Below are 15029 nucleotides of genomic sequence, written 5' to 3'. Positions count from 1 at the left end.
GCGCGGTGACCGAGGTCCTGCTCCTCCTGCTGGCCCTCCTCCTCACCCTGGCCTGTGCCGTCTTCGTCGCCGCCGAGTTCTCGCTGACCACCGTCGAGCGCGGTGACCTGGAGCGAGCCGCCGAGTCCGGCGAGCGCGGCGCCGAGGGCGCCCTGAAGGCCGTACGCCGACTGACCGTGCAGCTCTCCGGCGCCCAGCTCGGCATCACCGTCACCTCGCTGGTCATCGGCATGCTCGCCGAGCCGTCCCTCGCCACGCTACTGCGCGGTCCGCTGCGCGCCATCGGCCTGGGCGGCGCCGCCTCCACGGTGGCGACCCTGCTCGGCGTGGCGGTCTCCACCGTCGTGCTGATGGTCGTCGGCGAGCTGGTTCCCAAGAACTGGGCGATCTCCCGGCCGCTGGCCGTCGCCAAGGTGGTGGCGGGCCCCCAGCGCGGCTTCACCGCCGCGTTCGGCCCGTTCATCGGCCACCTGAACAACACCGCCAACCGGTTCGTGCGCCGCTTCGGCCTGGAACCGGCCGAGGAGCTGGCCTCCGCCCGCAGCCCCGAGGAACTGGTCGCCCTCGCCCGGCACTCCGCCGCGGAGGGCGCCCTGGAGGCGGACTCGGCGGAGCTGTTCGTCCGCACCCTGCACCTGAGCGAGCTGACCGCGGAGAACGTGATGACGCCGCGCGTCGACGTCAAGGCGCTGGAGGCGCACGCCACCGCCGCGGACGCCGCCAACCTCACCCACGCCACCGGCCTGTCCCGCTTCCCGGTCTACCGCGACAGCCTCGACGAGGTCATCGGCACCGTCCACATCCGCGACGTCCTGTCGCTGCCGCCGCAGCGCCGAGCGGTCACCCCGGTCACCGACCTGGCCACCGCGCCGCTGCTGGTCCCCGACAGCCTGCCCGCCGACCGGCTGCTGGAGCGGATGCGCGCCACCCGCACCATGGCCGTCGTCATCGACGAGTACGGCGGCACGGCCGGCGTGGCCACGGTCGAGGACATCGTCGAGGAGGTCGTCGGCGAGGTCCGTGACGAGCACGACCCGGTCGAGGTGCCGGTCCTGCTGCCCGCCCCCGCCGGTCCCGAGGGCCGCTCCGCCTGGGAGGCGGACGGCTCGGTCCGCATCGACCAGCTGACCCGGATCGGTCTGACCGCGCCCGACGGTCCCTACGAGACCGTCGCCGGCCTGGTCGCCACCCACCTGGCCCGCATCCCCGCCAAGGGCGACGCCGTGGACCTGGACGGCTGGCGCGTGGACGTGCTCGACGTCGAGCACCACCGCGCCGACCGGGTCCGCATCACCGCGCCCGCACTGCCCGCCCCGCTGGTGGCCGAGCAGCAGCCGGAGGTGGCCCGATGACCGCGATCCAGCTCCTCATCGGTGCGCTGACCCTGTTCACCAACGCCTTCTTCGTGGGCGCCGAGTTCGCCATGATCTCGGTGCGCCGCAGCCAGATCGAACCGCGGGCCAAGGAGGGCGACAAGCGCGCCCGGATGACGCTGTGGGGTCTGGAGCACCTCTCGGCGCTGATGGCCACCGCCCAGCTGGGCATCACCGTCTCCTCGCTGGTGCTCGGCGCGGTCGCCGAACCGGCCATCGCCCATCTGCTGGAGCCCGCCTTCGAGTGGGTGCACATGCCGCACGCGCTGGTCCATCCGATCGCGTTCGCGATCGCGCTGACTCTGGCCACGTATCTGCACATGCTGATCGGCGAGATGATCCCGAAGAACATCGCGCTGGCCGAACCGAAGGCCACCGCGCTGATCCTCGGCCCTCCGCTGGTGGCCCTCACTCGGGCGCTGCGCCCGGTCGTCTTCGGGATCAACGCCTTCGCCAACGGGCTGCTGAAGCTGCTGCGGGTGGAGCCCAAGGACGAGGTCGAGGCGGTGTTCACCGACGACCAGCTGGCCCGGATGGTGGTCGACGCCAGCGAGGCCGGACTGCTCACCCCGACCGACGGCGAGCGGCTGCGCGACGCGCTGGAACTGGGCACCCGCCCGGTCGGCGAGATCCTCGTCCCGGCCCAGCAGATGCGGACCGTGACGCACACCGTCACCCCGGCCGAGCTGGAGCGGCTGGCCGCCGAGGCGGGCTACTCCCGTTTCCCGGTCACCGGCCCGGAGAACGCCCTGCTCGGGTACCTGCACATCAAGGACACCCTGGGGCTGACCGACCGGGAGCGGCCGTTCCCGCGCCAGTCCCTGCACCGGGTCACCCGGGTGCGCATCGACACCCCGCTCGACGACACCCTCACCGCGCTGCGGGCCGACGGCAGCCATCTGGCCGCGGTCACCGGCGAGACCGGTACGGTGCTCGGCTTCGTGACGATGGAGGACGTCCTGACCGAACTGGTCGGCCCGGCCCCCGCCACGGCCTGAACCCGGCCTGCCTGAACCCGGCCTGGCCTGAACCCGGGTGTCCCGGCCCCGGCGCGGTCACCGCGCCGGGGCCGGTCTCCGTGCCGCCCTCTCCCCGCCGCTGCCCGCCCCGCCCGCCGCTGAGGGCCGCGCGGCGCCTCGCGCAGATATTTCACGGCGACCCGCAACCTCGGCGGGGGTCGCACGTCTGTCGGATCGAGGGCCGGAGGAACGAAGACCTCCTCCGGTCCCTCCCACGACGACCCGACCCCGAACCCGACCGAGGAAGAACATGTCCGACAGCACGCGCACCCGCCGGCTGCGCACCGTCCTGCTGGCCTGCGCGGCCGGTGCCGCCCTCGCCGTCACCGGCGCCGTGGCCGCCCAGGCCGGCACCGGGGACGACGGGCCACCGTCGAACCCGTCGAGCGCCACGCCCGTCCCCGAGCCCACGACCCCGCAGCAGCCGGCCCCGGTCACCAGCCTGCCCCCGTCCCCGGAACCGTCCCTGCCGGGCACACCGGTCCCCGAACCGAGCGAGCCGGGCACCCCGCGGCCGGAGCCGACGCTGCCCGGCGAGCCGACGCCGGTGCCCAGTGTGCCGCCCTCCGCGGAACCCGGCCCGGAGCCCGAGCCGTCCCTGCCGGGCACCCCGTCGCCCGTGCCGAGCCCGCCCCTGCGCTGAGGCACGGAGCCAGGAGACGCATGAGTGACGCAGCAGCCGCCGCCACGCCCCGGTGGGCCCCACCGGCGTACCCGGAGCCGTGGCGGCGCGCCGCCCGCATGCTGCGCCGGCTGACTGGCCTGTCGGCCCCGGGACCGGCGCCCGGACGGTCCCCCTCCCCGGCACCGGCGGCCGGGGCCCGCCGTACCGCGGCCGGTGCCCCGTCCGCCGACGCCCCCTCCGCCACCGCGGGGCCCGCTGGCCCGGCGGCGGACGGGCCCCGGTTGGACCGCCTCTACCACCACCGGCGACTGGCCCTCGTACGGCTGGCGATCCTCCTCGTGGACGATCTGCCCACCGCCGAGGACGTGGTGCAGGACGCCTTCGCCGCGGCCCTGCGCCGGCACGGAGCCGGCCTGGCCGGGGTCGAGGACCCGGAGGCGTATCTGCGCACCAGCGTGGTCAACACCGCACGGTCCGTGCTGCGCCGGCGCCGCACGGTGCGCGCCCATGTGCCGGAACGGGAGCAGCGGGTGCCGCCGCCGGACGACGCGGTGCTGCTCGCCGAGGAGCACCGGGAGGTGCTGTCCGCGCTGCGGCTGCTCACCCGCCGGCAGCGCGAGGTGCTGGTGCTGCGCTACTGGTCGAACCTGACGGAGGCACAGATCGCCGCCACGCTGGGGCTGTCGCGCGGCGCCGTCAAGTCCACCGCGAGCCGGGCCCTGGACGCGCTGAGCAGACATCTGGAGGGGCCCCGATGAGCCACGGCCACAATCACGGCCACAATCACGGCCACGGCCACAATCACGGCCACGGCCACAATCACGGCCACGGCCACAATCACGGCCACGGCCACAGTCACCGTCGCGGCCACAGCGACAGCGGCGGCCGCGACGAGGAACACGCCACGGCGCTGGTGGAGCACCGGCTGACGGACGCGCTGCGTGCCCGTGCCCTGTCCGTCGGCCCGGCGGACCTGCGGCCCGCCGCCGTGCCGGAACGCGCCGTGCGCGTCCTGCGGCGCCCGAGCCGTACGGCGGTCGGTCTGCTGGCCCTGGCCGCGGCGGTGGCCGGACTGGCGTGGGTGGTGCGGGGCCCGGTGACCGGCCCGGCGGACCCGGCGGATCCGCCCGCGGTCACCACCGACCCCTCGCCACCGTCCCCGGAACCGTCGTCCCTGCTTCCCACCCCGAGCCCCTCGGCCCCGGACGCCACCCCGGGCGACGACCCGAGCCCGTCCGTCCCGCCGTACTCCCCGCCCTACGACCCGCCGTCCCCGACCCCGTACCCGCCACCCTCCTCACCTCCGCCCTCTCCCCGGTCCTCCGTGGTCTCCTCCGCTCCCACCGCCGCCTCGGACGGATCGGGGTGATCCGAACTACCGTGGCAGGGAAGGGTGCCCTCGGCCGTCGTCGGCACCCGCAGCGACTCACCGGAGGAACGGCCATGTCGAGCCTCGAAGCACAGCAGCCGGCACCGTCGGCACCGTCCCCAGCGCCGGTGCCGGATCCGGCCCGGCAGCAGGAGTTCGCCGCCGAGGTCGTGGACGTGCTCAACAAGGGGGTGCTGGCGCTGCTCACCAGCGTCGGCCACCAGTGCGGCCTCTTCGACACGATGGCCGCCCTGCCACCCTCGTCCAGCGCCGGCATCGCCGAGGCGGCAGGCCTGGACGAGCGCTATGTGCGCGAGTGGCTGGGCGGCATGGTCCTCGGCGGCTTCGTCGACTACGAACCGGAGCAGGGGACCTACCGCCTGCCGCCGGAGCACGCGGCGTCGCTGACCGCCGCGGCGGGCCTGGACAACCTGGCCGCGATGATGCCGTACATCGCGCTGATGGCGGAGGCCGAGCAGCAGGTCCTGCGCTGCTTCCGGGAGGGCGGCGGCGTGCCGTACTCCGCCTACCCCCGCTTCCAGGCGCTCCAGGCGAAGGAGACGGCCCACGTCTATGACCTGGCGCTGGTCGACATGATCGTGCCGCTGGTGCCGGGCCTGCCCGAGCGGCTGCGCGAGGGCATCGACGTCCTCGACGTGGGCACGGGGCAGGGGCATGCTCCGCTGGTGCTCGCCAGGGCGTTCCCCGCGAGCCGCTTCGAGGGGCTGGACCAGTCGGAGGACGGCATCGAGGCGGCCCGCGCGGCGGCGGCCGGGGCGGGGACCGGCAACGTCCGCTACACCTGCGCGGACTCCACGCAGATCAGCGGCGGCTACGATCTGATCACCGCCTTCGACGTGGTCCACGACCTGGCGCGCCCCGCCGAGACGCTCGCGGCGATCTCCCGCTCCCTGCGCGACGGCGGCACCTTCCTCATGGGCGACATCGACGCCTCCAGCCGTCTGGAGCAGAACCTCGGCCACCCCTTCGGGCCCTCGCTCTACGGGTTCTCGGTCTTCTACTGCATGACGACGTCGCTCAGCACCGGCGGCGCCGGCCTGGGCACGGTGTGGGGCCGGGAGACGGCGTTGCGGATGCTGCACGAGGCCGGGTTCACGCAGGTCGCCGTCGAGTCGATCGAGGGCGACCCGGTCAACGTGTACTACGTGGCGACCAAGGGCTGACCCGCGGGCTCACCCGTGCCCCACGAGCCGCGCCTCGAGATCACGCAGGTCCCGCCCGAGGTCGGCGCGGACCCGCCGGGCCAGCAGCGGTGCCGCCAGCCGGTAGAGACCGCCCCCGCCGCCGCGTACCCGGATCCGGGCACGGGTGCCGTCCGGGTGGGTGTCGAAGGTGTACGTGACGTGCATCGGCAGCGGACCGGCCACCGACACCATGTCCAGCAGCCGCGGGGGTTCGTATGCGGCGACCCGCAGCACGTAGTCGATACGCCGGCCCAGGAAGTAGGCCGTACGGGTGACCTCGGCGCCGGTGCCGAAGCCGCCCCCGGGCGCCTCGCCGGTGAGTTCCGCCGTGCGGATGCCCTGCGTCCACTCGGCGTCGTGGCGCCAGTCCATGGCGTACGCCGCCACCCGCTCGGGCGGTACCGGGATCACGCGCTCGGCGGTCACGTCGATGCTCATGGGACCAGCGTCCGCCCTCCCGGCCCCGGCCTCCAGCCGGTCACCCGGCTCCCCCGGCCCCGGCCTTGGTCCCGTGGCGGCCGGGAACGGCTCCGTGCTCCCCGGCGTCGTCCCTCTCCGAGGCGCGACGGCCGTGCCGCGGAGAGAGGAGACCGGGTGCAGACCACGGGGTTCGCCATATGGACACGGCGGTTCGAGGAGGAGCGTGCGCGCAGGGCCGCCCAGGGCGACCCGGACTGGCGGGAGGGCGCGAGGCTGCACCGGGAGGTGTGGGCCGGCATCCAGCGCTTCCAGGTCGGCGAGGACGGCGACGGCGCCAACCTCGTAGCCAAGGCGGACCGGGCCGGCGATCCCGACTACGCCCGCGCGGTACGGCTCTTCGTCGCCGAGGAGCAGAACCACGCGCGGCTGCTCGCCCGGCTGCTGGCGGCGGGCGGCATGCCGACCCTGAACGGCCACTGGACCGACCGGGTCTTCGTACGGCTGCGGCGCCTGATGGGACTGCGCCTGGAACTGCTGGTGCTGATGGTCGCGGAGGTGGTGGCGCTGCGCTACTACCGGGCCCTGCACGAGGGCACCGATGACACGCTCACCTCGGAGGTGGCCGGGCGGATCCTCGCCGACGAGCAGCGCCACGTCCCGTTCCACTGCGAGCGGCTGCGGGCGTCGCTGGCCGAGCTGCCCCGTCCGGCACGGCGCCCGGTGATGGCCCTGTGGCGGCTTCTGCTGCTGGCCGCGTCCCTCGTCGTCGCCGCCGACCACCGCCGCGCGCTGCGCAGGCTCGGCCTCGCCGCCCCGCGCTTCGTGGCCGACGTGATGGCCCTGTCCGGCGGGGTGGTCGCTGCGGTGCTGTCCCCTGCGGGCGTGGAACGGTCGAGCCCGGCAGAGGGGTGAGGAGGCGGCGCGTCGCAGCGGTCGGACGGGCCCGTGCGATGCGGGCCGCCGGGCTGGGCCCGTCACCCGGACGATCGCGGTCCCGTCGCGCTTGCGTTCGCTTCTGGGCGCCTTCCGGCGTGGCGTCCGCTCGGCGGGGCGGTACCTCGGAGAAGCTGAACTCGGCGGCAGGATCCGTTCTCGCACAGCGAGATGGCGGTGAAGGGCTGGACCTCTTGCGTGGTCGCTGGACCGCATGCACGTCGATCGCACGTTCCATGGCAACGGTTGCGCCGGCGATTCTGCCATTTTCACTCGCCTGCGCGGTCCACCCCGAATCCGGCTGGGCGCGACCGGACAGACCTGCCGCGGCGGCTCCCGCCACCACTCCGCCGAACGCCGATCTCGTCGACGCCCTCGGTGTTGACGTCGTCGGCGAATTCCCTCATGACCGGAGTCTCTTCACGCAGGGCTTGGAGATGCGCGGCCGGCTTCTCTACGAGAGCACCGGACTGACGGGACATTCCCTCGTCCAGGCCGGTCCGGTCGGCGAAGAGCCGCAGGTCAGGAGAGACCTCGATCCGCACCTGTTCGGAGAGGGCATCACGCTCACGGACTCCTCCCTGTGGCAGCTGACCTGGCGCAACGGGATCGCCGTCGAACGCGATGCCGCAACGTTGAAGGAACGGAGGCGTGTCCCGTACTCCGGCGAGGGATGGGGTCTCTGCTACCAACAGAGCCGGAAGAGGCTGATCATGAGCGACGGCTCCGCGCGCCTCCACTTCCGGGATCACGAGACGTTCGCACTTCTCGGCCATGTCACCGTCCAGGCCGCCGGGACACCGGTGGAGCGGCTCAACGAACTGGAGTGCGTCGGCGACACGGTGTACGCGAACATCCTCGGCAGCGACCGGATCGCCCGCCTCGATCCCGACACCGGCGACGTGACCGCATACGTCGACGCCTCCTCGCTCATGCGCCCGTCCGAGCGGGCCACGGCGCGGGCAGGCGTCCTGAACGGGATCGCGGCCGTTCCCGGGACGGCGGACCTCCTCCTGACCGGAAAGAACTGGCCGACGGTCTACCGCGTCTCCCTGCGCCCCAGTGACGGTGCGCGCTGAATGGTTCGTCAGGGCGGCCCCGCTCGGCTGCGGAACGACATCACCGAGCGCGTCACGCGGTGGCAGTGGGACGGGTGCCCGCCCGCCGACCGTATGCGGCTGCACGGCGGCGCTGACGGGCAGCGGATCGGCTGGCCGGCGGCCTGCGGCCGACGGCAAGTAGATCAACACGACCGCCGAAGGCTCCGCCCACCAGAGCACGGGTCAGGGCGGATCGGCCCGCCACGGGGACCCGGCGCCTTGGTTCCTGCACGCGGCGCGAAGGTGACCCCTCTCCCCGCTCAGGGAGCCGCCGGAAGGCGGAGGTCCGTGCAGTCGCCGAGACGCACCTGGTCCTCGGCGAAGGCGGTCACGTACTCGTGCAGCAGGGCGCGCTGCTCCTGGCGCTCGGCCGCCGTCGGGGGCTCGTACGTCTCGCCCGGCTCCCGGTAGGGGTGGTCGTAGCCCCAGTGCGCGGCGAAGCCGGTCTGCTCGCCGTCGCACCGGGCCACGGCCCACGCCCGGTGCTCGGTGAGCGCGGGCTGCCAGACGCCCTCGCCCATCGGCAGCGGGTCGGGGCCCGACCCCATCTCACGGACCTTCGTGCCCCAGTCGCCGCGCCAGCTGGTCAGCTCGACGAGCGGCATTCCGCCGTCGGTCGCGGCACCGGGCTCCCCCGGCGTGCGCAGAGTGCAGCGTCCGACCATCCCGCCCTCGGCGACGGCGACCCGGACCATCCCGTCGCGCCCTTCCGCGGGGACCCGCGTGGTGGCGAGCGCGGCGCAAGGCGTGCCCTTCGCCTCCGCGCGCGGCACATACGCGCCGGTGTCCGGGACCGCCCCGTCCGCGGGTGCGGGCAGCGGGGCGCTGCCGCAGCCGAGCTTCCGGCTCACCTCGTTGGTCATCCGTACCGCCAGTCGCAGCATGGCCGCCTTCTCCTCGCGGCTCTCCGCGAAGTACGCCCAGGTGCCCACCAGCAGTCTGCGCTTCTCGCCCCGCGCCTCCCCGGCGCCCCGCGGGCACTCGGGCATGAGGTAGACGAGGCTGTTGTCGTCCTCGAAGCCGGGCAGTCCACCGGGCAGCACGGCGTGCGGCGGATAGGAGCTGCCGACGTACCTCAGCTCCTCCCGTCTCTCCAGCCCCTGCAGATAGGCGTCGACGGCGACCACGACCTTGCCCTCGTCGTTCTCCAGCACACAGGAGTACCGCCCGAGTTCCGGGTCGAAGGACTCCTTCTCCGCTCCGAGGCGCGCGTCCGTCCGTACGGTCTCCAGGTCGTCGCCGGGGAGCTGGCCCCCGCACGCCTCGCGGGCCAGCCACCAGTCCTTCAGCGGTGCCCGGACCGAGAGCCCGACCAGTCCCAGGGCGAGTACCGCGCACACCGCCCCCCACAGCCACCGACGACGCCGCGATGCCGCGCGCTCCACGATTCCCCCGCTCACTTCCGGCTGCTCCGACCCGAGAAGGCTACTTGCGGCCGCGGACTGCGCGGCTGCCGGCCACCGGGCCCGAGGCAGGAGGGGGCAGGAGAGCGCGCAGGAGGGGCGGGAGAGCGCGCAGGACGGGACAGGAAGGGGCGGGCCGCGGGGCAACTCCGTCGTGGCGGGCCGGTATTCACCCTGCGTTCACGCGCTTCCACGGATAGTACGACTGTACGATCGAGTCCGTCGCTTTCAACGGGGCGTGCGCGTCTGCGGAGGGGACATGGGGCAGGGGGACGACGGGGAGAGACCGGAGAAGGGCCGGGCCGACGACCGCGGCGGCGCTTCCGGGATCGGCTCCGGCTTACAGCGAGCGCGGGCGTTCCTGATCCTCGCGACCCTCCTCTACCGCGCCAGCCATCTGGTGGCCGGCCTGACCGCCGTGGCCCGGCACCAGGCCGACCGCCCGGTCTCCTGGGTGCTGCTCGCGACCGCGCTGGGCTGCAGCGTGCTGGTGCACGGCACCGCGCGGGCCCGCGGCTGGTTCGACCGACGGGCGGTCGCCGTGGACGTGCTCGTCACGGGCTGCGCCCTGCCCTTCGCCGCCTACGCCTGGGCGGACACCCGGGACGCCCCGTCGATCGCCTGGGTGATGCTGCTCGGCGGTTCCTCGACCGCCATCGCCGCCGTGGGCCTGCGGCGCTGGTCGGCCGCCACCGCGGTACTGGCCATCGCGGGCACGCACCTCGTCGGGTACGGCATGGCCGACGCCGAAGTGGCCGTGACCGTGGGCCATCTGAACTCCGTGATGTCGTCGGCCGTCATCGTCCTGGTGTTCTGGTGGTACCTGCGCCGGCAGGGCCGGATGCTGGACGCCGCCACCGAGCAGGCCGTGCGCGCCGAGGCCGAGAGCGCCCGCTACGCCGAGCGGATCGCCCACCACCGCGCCCTCCACGACACCGTCCTGGCCACGCTGACCGCCGTAGCCCAGGGCAACGTCGATGCCAACGCCCCGGCGGTCCGCCGCCGGTGCGCCCGCGAGGCCGCCTATCTGCGCAGGCTGGTGCAGCAGAGCGCGGACGACCCGGCGCCCGGCCGGCCCCATGTCAGCGCCGCCCTGGAGAGCGCCGTCCGGGACGCCGAGGACCTGGGGCTGCGTGTCACCACCCAGTACCACGAACTGCCCGCTGTCCCGGCCGGCGTCGCCACCGCGTTCGGGGACGCCGTCCGCGAGGCGCTCAACAACGTGCTGCGCCACGCCGGCACGGGCCGCGCGTATCTCACCGCCACCGGCGACGACGGCCATCTGCTGGTGACCGTCGTGGACCGGGGCGCCGGGTTCGACCCCGAGCAGCCGGCCGCGGCCTCCGGGCTGGGCCTGCGGCGCTCCGTCCGCGGCCGGATGCGGGACACCGGCGGGGCCGCCGAGGTCGACAGCGCGCCCGGCGAGGGCACCTCCGTCACCCTGCGCTGGCCCGGATGATCACGGTCGCGGTGGTCGACGACGACCGGATGCTCCTGGACGGCCTGACCTCCTGGCTGTCCGGCGCGGCACAGCTGCGGCTGGTCGCGGCCGTGTCCACGGTCGACGCGCTGCTCGACCCGGCACGGGGCGCGCAGCCGTCCCCCGTTCCGCCTCCGCACGCCCAGTCCCCGCACGCCCAGGCCCCGCACGCCCAGTCTCCGCACGCCCAGTCTCCGCACGCCCAGTCCCCGCACGCCCCACCTACCCGTGCCGCCTCTCCCCCCGCCGACGTCGTCCTCCTCGACCTCCTCCTCAAGGACGGCTCCGAACCCGCCGCCAACATCCGCCGCCTGAGGGCCGTCGGCAGCCGCGTGCTGATCATCAGCACGGCGACCGACCGGGCCGGTGTCGTCGATGCCGTCGCCGCCGGTGCCGACGGCTATCTCACCAAGGACAACGACCTGGACACCCTCGTCGACGCCGTCGCGACAGTGGCCGCCGGCGGCACCGCCCACTCCCCTGAACTCGCCTTCGCCTGGGCACACGACACCGGCCGGCACCGCCCCCGGCTCTCCCCGAAGGAGCTGGAGGTGCTGCGCCACTACGCCTCCGGACTGACGCTGAAGGCCACCGCACGGCGCGCCGGCATCAGCCCGCACACCGCCAAGCACCACCTCGACCGCGTCAAGGACAAGTACCAGCGGGCGGGGCGTCCCGCGTACACGAAGATCGACCTCGCCGTGCGGGTGCGGGAGGACGGCCTGGGGTCCGACACCCGGTGAACGTAAGCGAGTCGAGGTGCCGTCGACAAGGCCTCTGCCCTCCTGAGGTCATGACCGCTTCAGGACGCTTCGCGGGCATTGCCCGTCTTCCGCGCCGCTTCCTACGTTGATCCCGCTCGTTCCACCGTCCCGACGAGCGGGAGAGGAGGTGTCCCATGCTGCGGATCATCGACAAGGTCGAGGAGAAGTACTTCTCCGCCGACGCCACGGTTGCGCCCGGCGGTTGGTGCTGCCACTGCCACTGCACCGTCGCCAAGAAGATGCTGTGACCCCCGGCCGGGCCCGGTGCCGCCGCACCGGGCCCGGCGTCCGGCAGCCGGCCGACGGGGCGCGCCGCCCCTTCCCGTCCGCGTCCTCCGCCGCCTCCGCGGCTTCCGCGCCGTCTCTTCTGCCTCTTCTGCGCTGTCTCTCCCGCGCCGTCCCATCCGCCGCGCGCCTTCCGCGCGGCCCCTTCCCGCGCCGCCTTTGAGGAGAACCCGTGACCCTGTCCCCCGACGCGGCCGTGCCCGACGCGTCCGCGGCCGATGCGTCCGCGGCCGATGCGTCCGCGGCCGATGCGTCCGCGGCCGATGCGTCCGCGCCCGACCGCTCCGGCACCCGGCTGATCCGGAACCCCTATCTCACCGTCGTGCAGTGCACCGACGACGAGGTGCTGCTCCGGCACGGCGCCCGCTCCCGCTACTCGCGCGTGCTGCGCGACGACGGCCGGCACCGGGTCCTCGGGCCGCTGCTGCGAGCCTTCGCCGAGCCCCGGCTGGCCGACGACGTCGTCAGCCGCCTCGCCGACCGCGCCGACAAGGAGCAGCTGTCCGGGCTCATCGACCAACTGGCCGACGACGGTGTCCTCGTGGCCGAGCACGCGGGTCTGCACGCGATGCACCGGAGCCTGAGCGAGGGCCGCCCCGTCCGCCGCCTGGAGCAGACCACCGTCGGTCTCGTCGGCAGCGGCTCCGTCGGGGCACAGCTCCGCACGCAGCTCACCGAGCTCGGCGTCGGGGACGTGTCCGCCGTGGCGGCCGGCGCCGGCGGCCTGGAGGCCCACGACGGCGACGAGCGGCTCGCCGGACTGCTGGACGGGACCGACCTCCTCGTCCTCGCCCTCGACGGCTTCCGCCCCTCCCTCCTGCACCGCCTCAACCGGGCCGCCGTCGCCGCCGGACGGCCCTGGCTGCCGGTCTACGCCGACGGGAGCGAGCTGATCGTCGGACCGCTCGTCGTGCCCGGCGAGTCGGCCTGCTACAACGAGCACGAGATCCAGCACGAGTCGTCCCGCGCGCTGCGCCACGAGTACCAGCTCTACAGCGAGGAACTCGCCCGCCGCACCGCCGACGACCTGCCCCCGCTGCTCGCCCCGTACGCCGCGATCGCCGCGTCCTGGGCCGCCATCGGCACCGCCCGCTACCTCGTGGACGGCGCGAGCTTCCTGGTCGGCCGGGCGCTGCGGATCGACCTGGAGCGCCTGGAGGTCACCCAGGAGCATGTGCTGCGGCTTCCGCGCTGCCCGGTCTGCACCGAGCAGCGGCCCTCCTTCCGGCACCCCTTCCTGTAGGAGGCCCTCCCATGTCCTCGCCCACCGAGACCAAGGCCGACTTCCCGGGCCTCGGCCATCTGCTCCGCCGCACCCTGGAGCAGACCCTCATCCCGTCCCCGAACGTCGTGGAGCTCGCCCCCGGCAAGACCTCCGGGTTCGTCAACCGGGTCGCCCCCGCCCAGGACGACGTGGCGGAGCTCTTCCACCTCAACACGCGGCTCTCCCGGCACCGCCCCGACGACCGGCTCACGGCCGCCGAACGCGAGGGCGTACGCCGCTGGTTCTTCACCACCTGCGGCCGGCACCGCGCGGAGGACTTCACCGCCGAGGCCAACCCCGTACGCCGCCCGCACGGGGCGCTGCCGCAGCCGCTGTCCGCGCTGTGCGCGCCCTTCGGCGAGGACGGCTCGCTCACCGGCCTCCTCTACGGCTGCGACCTGATGGTCGTCGCCGACGGCGCACTCTGCCGTCAGCAGCCCGGCGAGAACGCCCTGTGGGTCGAACGCCACCTCGACCGGGGCCCCGCGGCCCTCGCCGGTGCCATGGCCGACGCGGACGCCGCCGAGGCGCTGCGCACCGCTCAGGCGGCGCTCGTGCTGACCGGAGTGCCCTGGCGCACCATGCTGGCCTGGGGCCCGCGCGGCTACCGGCACATGCTCATGGACGCGGGCGTGCTGCTGGACGTGGTGTGCGGCCTGGCCGGCCGTTCCGGCTACGAGGCCTTCCCGGTACGGGACTTCTACGACGACGAGCTCGACACGCTGCTGCACTGCGACGGCCTGGAGCGGTCGGCGCTGGCCGTGGTGGCCCTGCGCACCCCGGCGGGAACTCCCGCGGGAGCCACCGCCACGGCAGAAGAAGCAGAAGAGGCAGTCGAGGCAGTCGAGGCAGTCGGGGAAGACCAGGAAGGGGACCGGGCATGACCACGGCCACCGACACCGCAGCCACCGCCCCGGAGCGCCCCGGCGTCACCGACGAGCAGCTCGCGCAGGCGCTCGGGCTGCGCGTCTGCGACCTGCCCGCGCTGCGCGGTCTCACCGCGAGGGTGGCCGCCGGCCCCGACGACCCGCCCCTGAACCCGCGCGACCTGCTGCACCGGCGGCTGCGCGCCGCAGTCTGCGACGACATGATCGACCCGAGGGAGCTGCAGGCCGCCCGCCCCCGCCCCGCGGAGCCGGAGCTGCCGGCCGGACTGCCCTCGGTCCCGCTGCCCGAGCCGGAGCCGCTGCCCGGGATCACCCTGGCGGACGCCATCGAGCAGCGGCACTCGTCCACCATGTACGCGCCCGGACCGCTGCCGCTGCCCACCCTCGCCGGGCTGCTGGAGGGCGCGGCCGGAATCCGCGACCGCCGGCCCGGCTACAACGTGCGGGACTTCCCGGTGCGCCGGGCGCCCTCGGCGGGCGGGCTCGCCCCGGTCGACGTGTACGTCGTCGCCAACGACGTGAGCGGGCTGGACCAGGGCCTGTACTACTACCGGCCGTCCGGGCCGGAACTGACGGCCGTCGACTCCGGCAACATGCGCGGCAAGGTCGCCGAGGCCGGTATCGCCGCGGACTGGCTGTTCCACGCGCCCGCCGTGCTGGTCCTGACCCTCGACATGGCCCGGGTGGAGTGGAAGTACGGCGTGCGCTCCTACCGGTTCGCCCATGTGGACCTGGGCGTCATGACGCAGAACCTCTACCTCGTCGCCACCGGTCTGGGGCTGGGCTGCTGCGCGGTGGCCGCGTTCGACGACGACACGGCGAACGACCTGCTGCGGCTGGACGGGCGGGACAGGTTCGTCTCGCTGATGTTCGCGTGCGGTCCGCCCGCCGGGCGGTGACCC

At 74.3% G+C, this 15029-nt stretch carries 15 protein-coding genes; 13 read left to right on the top strand and 2 right to left on the bottom strand.

Going from position 1 to position 15029, the window contains the following annotated elements; genetic code table 11:
* Positions 1-5: 5 nt before the first annotated feature.
* The 6 genes from V5O46_RS25495 to V5O46_RS25470 all read left to right on the top strand — a co-directional run bounded on the left by V5O46_RS25495 (position 6) and on the right by V5O46_RS25470 (position 5570).
* Positions 6-1352: a hemolysin family protein gene (locus tag V5O46_RS25495; protein ID WP_332887038.1), complete on the top strand. Its 1347-nt coding sequence runs from the start codon at positions 6-8 to the stop codon at positions 1350-1352.
* On the top strand, positions 1349-2371 hold the full coding sequence (locus V5O46_RS25490) for a hemolysin family protein (protein WP_332887037.1): 1023 nt from the start codon (positions 1349-1351) through the stop codon (positions 2369-2371). Before V5O46_RS25495 ends, V5O46_RS25490 begins: the two co-directional genes overlap by 4 nt.
* A gap of 271 nt (positions 2372-2642) precedes the next feature.
* The gene (locus V5O46_RS25485) at positions 2643-3035 is read left to right on the top strand and encodes a hypothetical protein (protein ID WP_332887036.1); all 393 of its coding nucleotides are present in this window, start codon (positions 2643-2645) and stop codon (positions 3033-3035) included.
* A 20-nt stretch (positions 3036-3055) separates the two neighbouring features.
* Complete coding sequence (locus V5O46_RS25480; protein WP_332887035.1) at positions 3056-3775, top strand: RNA polymerase sigma factor; 720 nt, start codon at positions 3056-3058, stop codon at positions 3773-3775.
* Positions 3772-4386: a hypothetical protein gene (locus V5O46_RS25475; protein ID WP_332887034.1), complete on the top strand. Its 615-nt coding sequence runs from the start codon at positions 3772-3774 to the stop codon at positions 4384-4386. The genes V5O46_RS25480 and V5O46_RS25475 overlap by 4 nt, the downstream gene beginning before the upstream one ends.
* Before the next feature lie 74 nt (positions 4387-4460).
* Positions 4461-5570, top strand: coding sequence for a class I SAM-dependent methyltransferase (locus V5O46_RS25470; RefSeq protein ID WP_332887033.1), 1110 nt, complete (start codon positions 4461-4463; stop codon positions 5568-5570).
* 9 nt (positions 5571-5579) lie between these two features.
* Here V5O46_RS25470 and V5O46_RS25465 read toward each other — a convergent pair whose 3' ends face one another.
* Positions 5580-6029: an SRPBCC family protein gene (locus V5O46_RS25465; RefSeq protein ID WP_332887032.1), complete on the bottom strand. Its 450-nt coding sequence runs from the start codon at positions 6027-6029 to the stop codon at positions 5580-5582.
* A 156-nt stretch (positions 6030-6185) separates the two neighbouring features.
* Here V5O46_RS25465 and V5O46_RS25460 point away from each other — a divergent pair, with 156 nt between their 5' ends.
* Positions 6186-6923: a ferritin-like domain-containing protein gene (locus tag V5O46_RS25460; protein WP_332887031.1), complete on the top strand. Its 738-nt coding sequence runs from the start codon at positions 6186-6188 to the stop codon at positions 6921-6923.
* Positions 6924-7180: 257 nt separating this feature from the next.
* Positions 7181-8023, top strand: a complete 843-nt coding sequence (locus tag V5O46_RS25455) for a glutaminyl-peptide cyclotransferase (protein WP_332887030.1) — start codon at positions 7181-7183, stop codon at positions 8021-8023.
* Between the two features lie 281 nt (positions 8024-8304).
* On the opposite strand, the gene V5O46_RS25450 is transcribed toward V5O46_RS25455, so the two are convergent.
* Complete coding sequence (locus tag V5O46_RS25450; RefSeq protein WP_332887029.1) at positions 8305-9444, bottom strand: hypothetical protein; 1140 nt, start codon at positions 9442-9444, stop codon at positions 8305-8307.
* Between the two features lie 262 nt (positions 9445-9706).
* Between V5O46_RS25450 and V5O46_RS25445 the strand changes: the two genes are divergently transcribed.
* The 5 genes from V5O46_RS25445 to V5O46_RS25425 all read left to right on the top strand — a co-directional run bounded on the left by V5O46_RS25445 (position 9707) and on the right by V5O46_RS25425 (position 15026).
* On the top strand, positions 9707-10906 hold the full coding sequence (locus V5O46_RS25445) for a sensor histidine kinase (RefSeq protein ID WP_332887028.1): 1200 nt from the start codon (positions 9707-9709) through the stop codon (positions 10904-10906).
* Positions 10903-11670 carry a response regulator transcription factor gene (locus V5O46_RS25440; RefSeq protein WP_332887027.1) on the top strand — a complete coding sequence of 256 codons (768 nt, stop codon included), beginning with the start codon at positions 10903-10905 and terminating at the stop codon, positions 11668-11670. Before V5O46_RS25445 ends, V5O46_RS25440 begins: the two co-directional genes overlap by 4 nt.
* 478 nt (positions 11671-12148) lie before the next feature.
* Positions 12149-13219, top strand: coding sequence for a TOMM precursor leader peptide-binding protein (locus tag V5O46_RS25435; RefSeq protein WP_332887026.1), 1071 nt, complete (start codon positions 12149-12151; stop codon positions 13217-13219).
* Between the two features lie 11 nt (positions 13220-13230).
* Entirely contained in the window at positions 13231-14124 is an 894-nt protein-coding gene (locus V5O46_RS25430) for a nitroreductase family protein (RefSeq protein ID WP_332887025.1), read from the top strand.
* Positions 14121-15026: a SagB/ThcOx family dehydrogenase gene (locus V5O46_RS25425; protein ID WP_332887024.1), complete on the top strand. Its 906-nt coding sequence runs from the start codon at positions 14121-14123 to the stop codon at positions 15024-15026. Before V5O46_RS25430 ends, V5O46_RS25425 begins: the two co-directional genes overlap by 4 nt.
* Positions 15027-15029 lie beyond the last annotated feature (3 nt).

Origin of the sequence: Streptomyces poriticola, from assembly GCF_036689765.1 — a bacterium.
Lineage (GTDB): Bacteria > Actinomycetota > Actinomycetes > Streptomycetales > Streptomycetaceae > Streptomyces > Streptomyces poriticola.
This window is presented reverse-complemented; position numbering and strand designations above follow the sequence as displayed.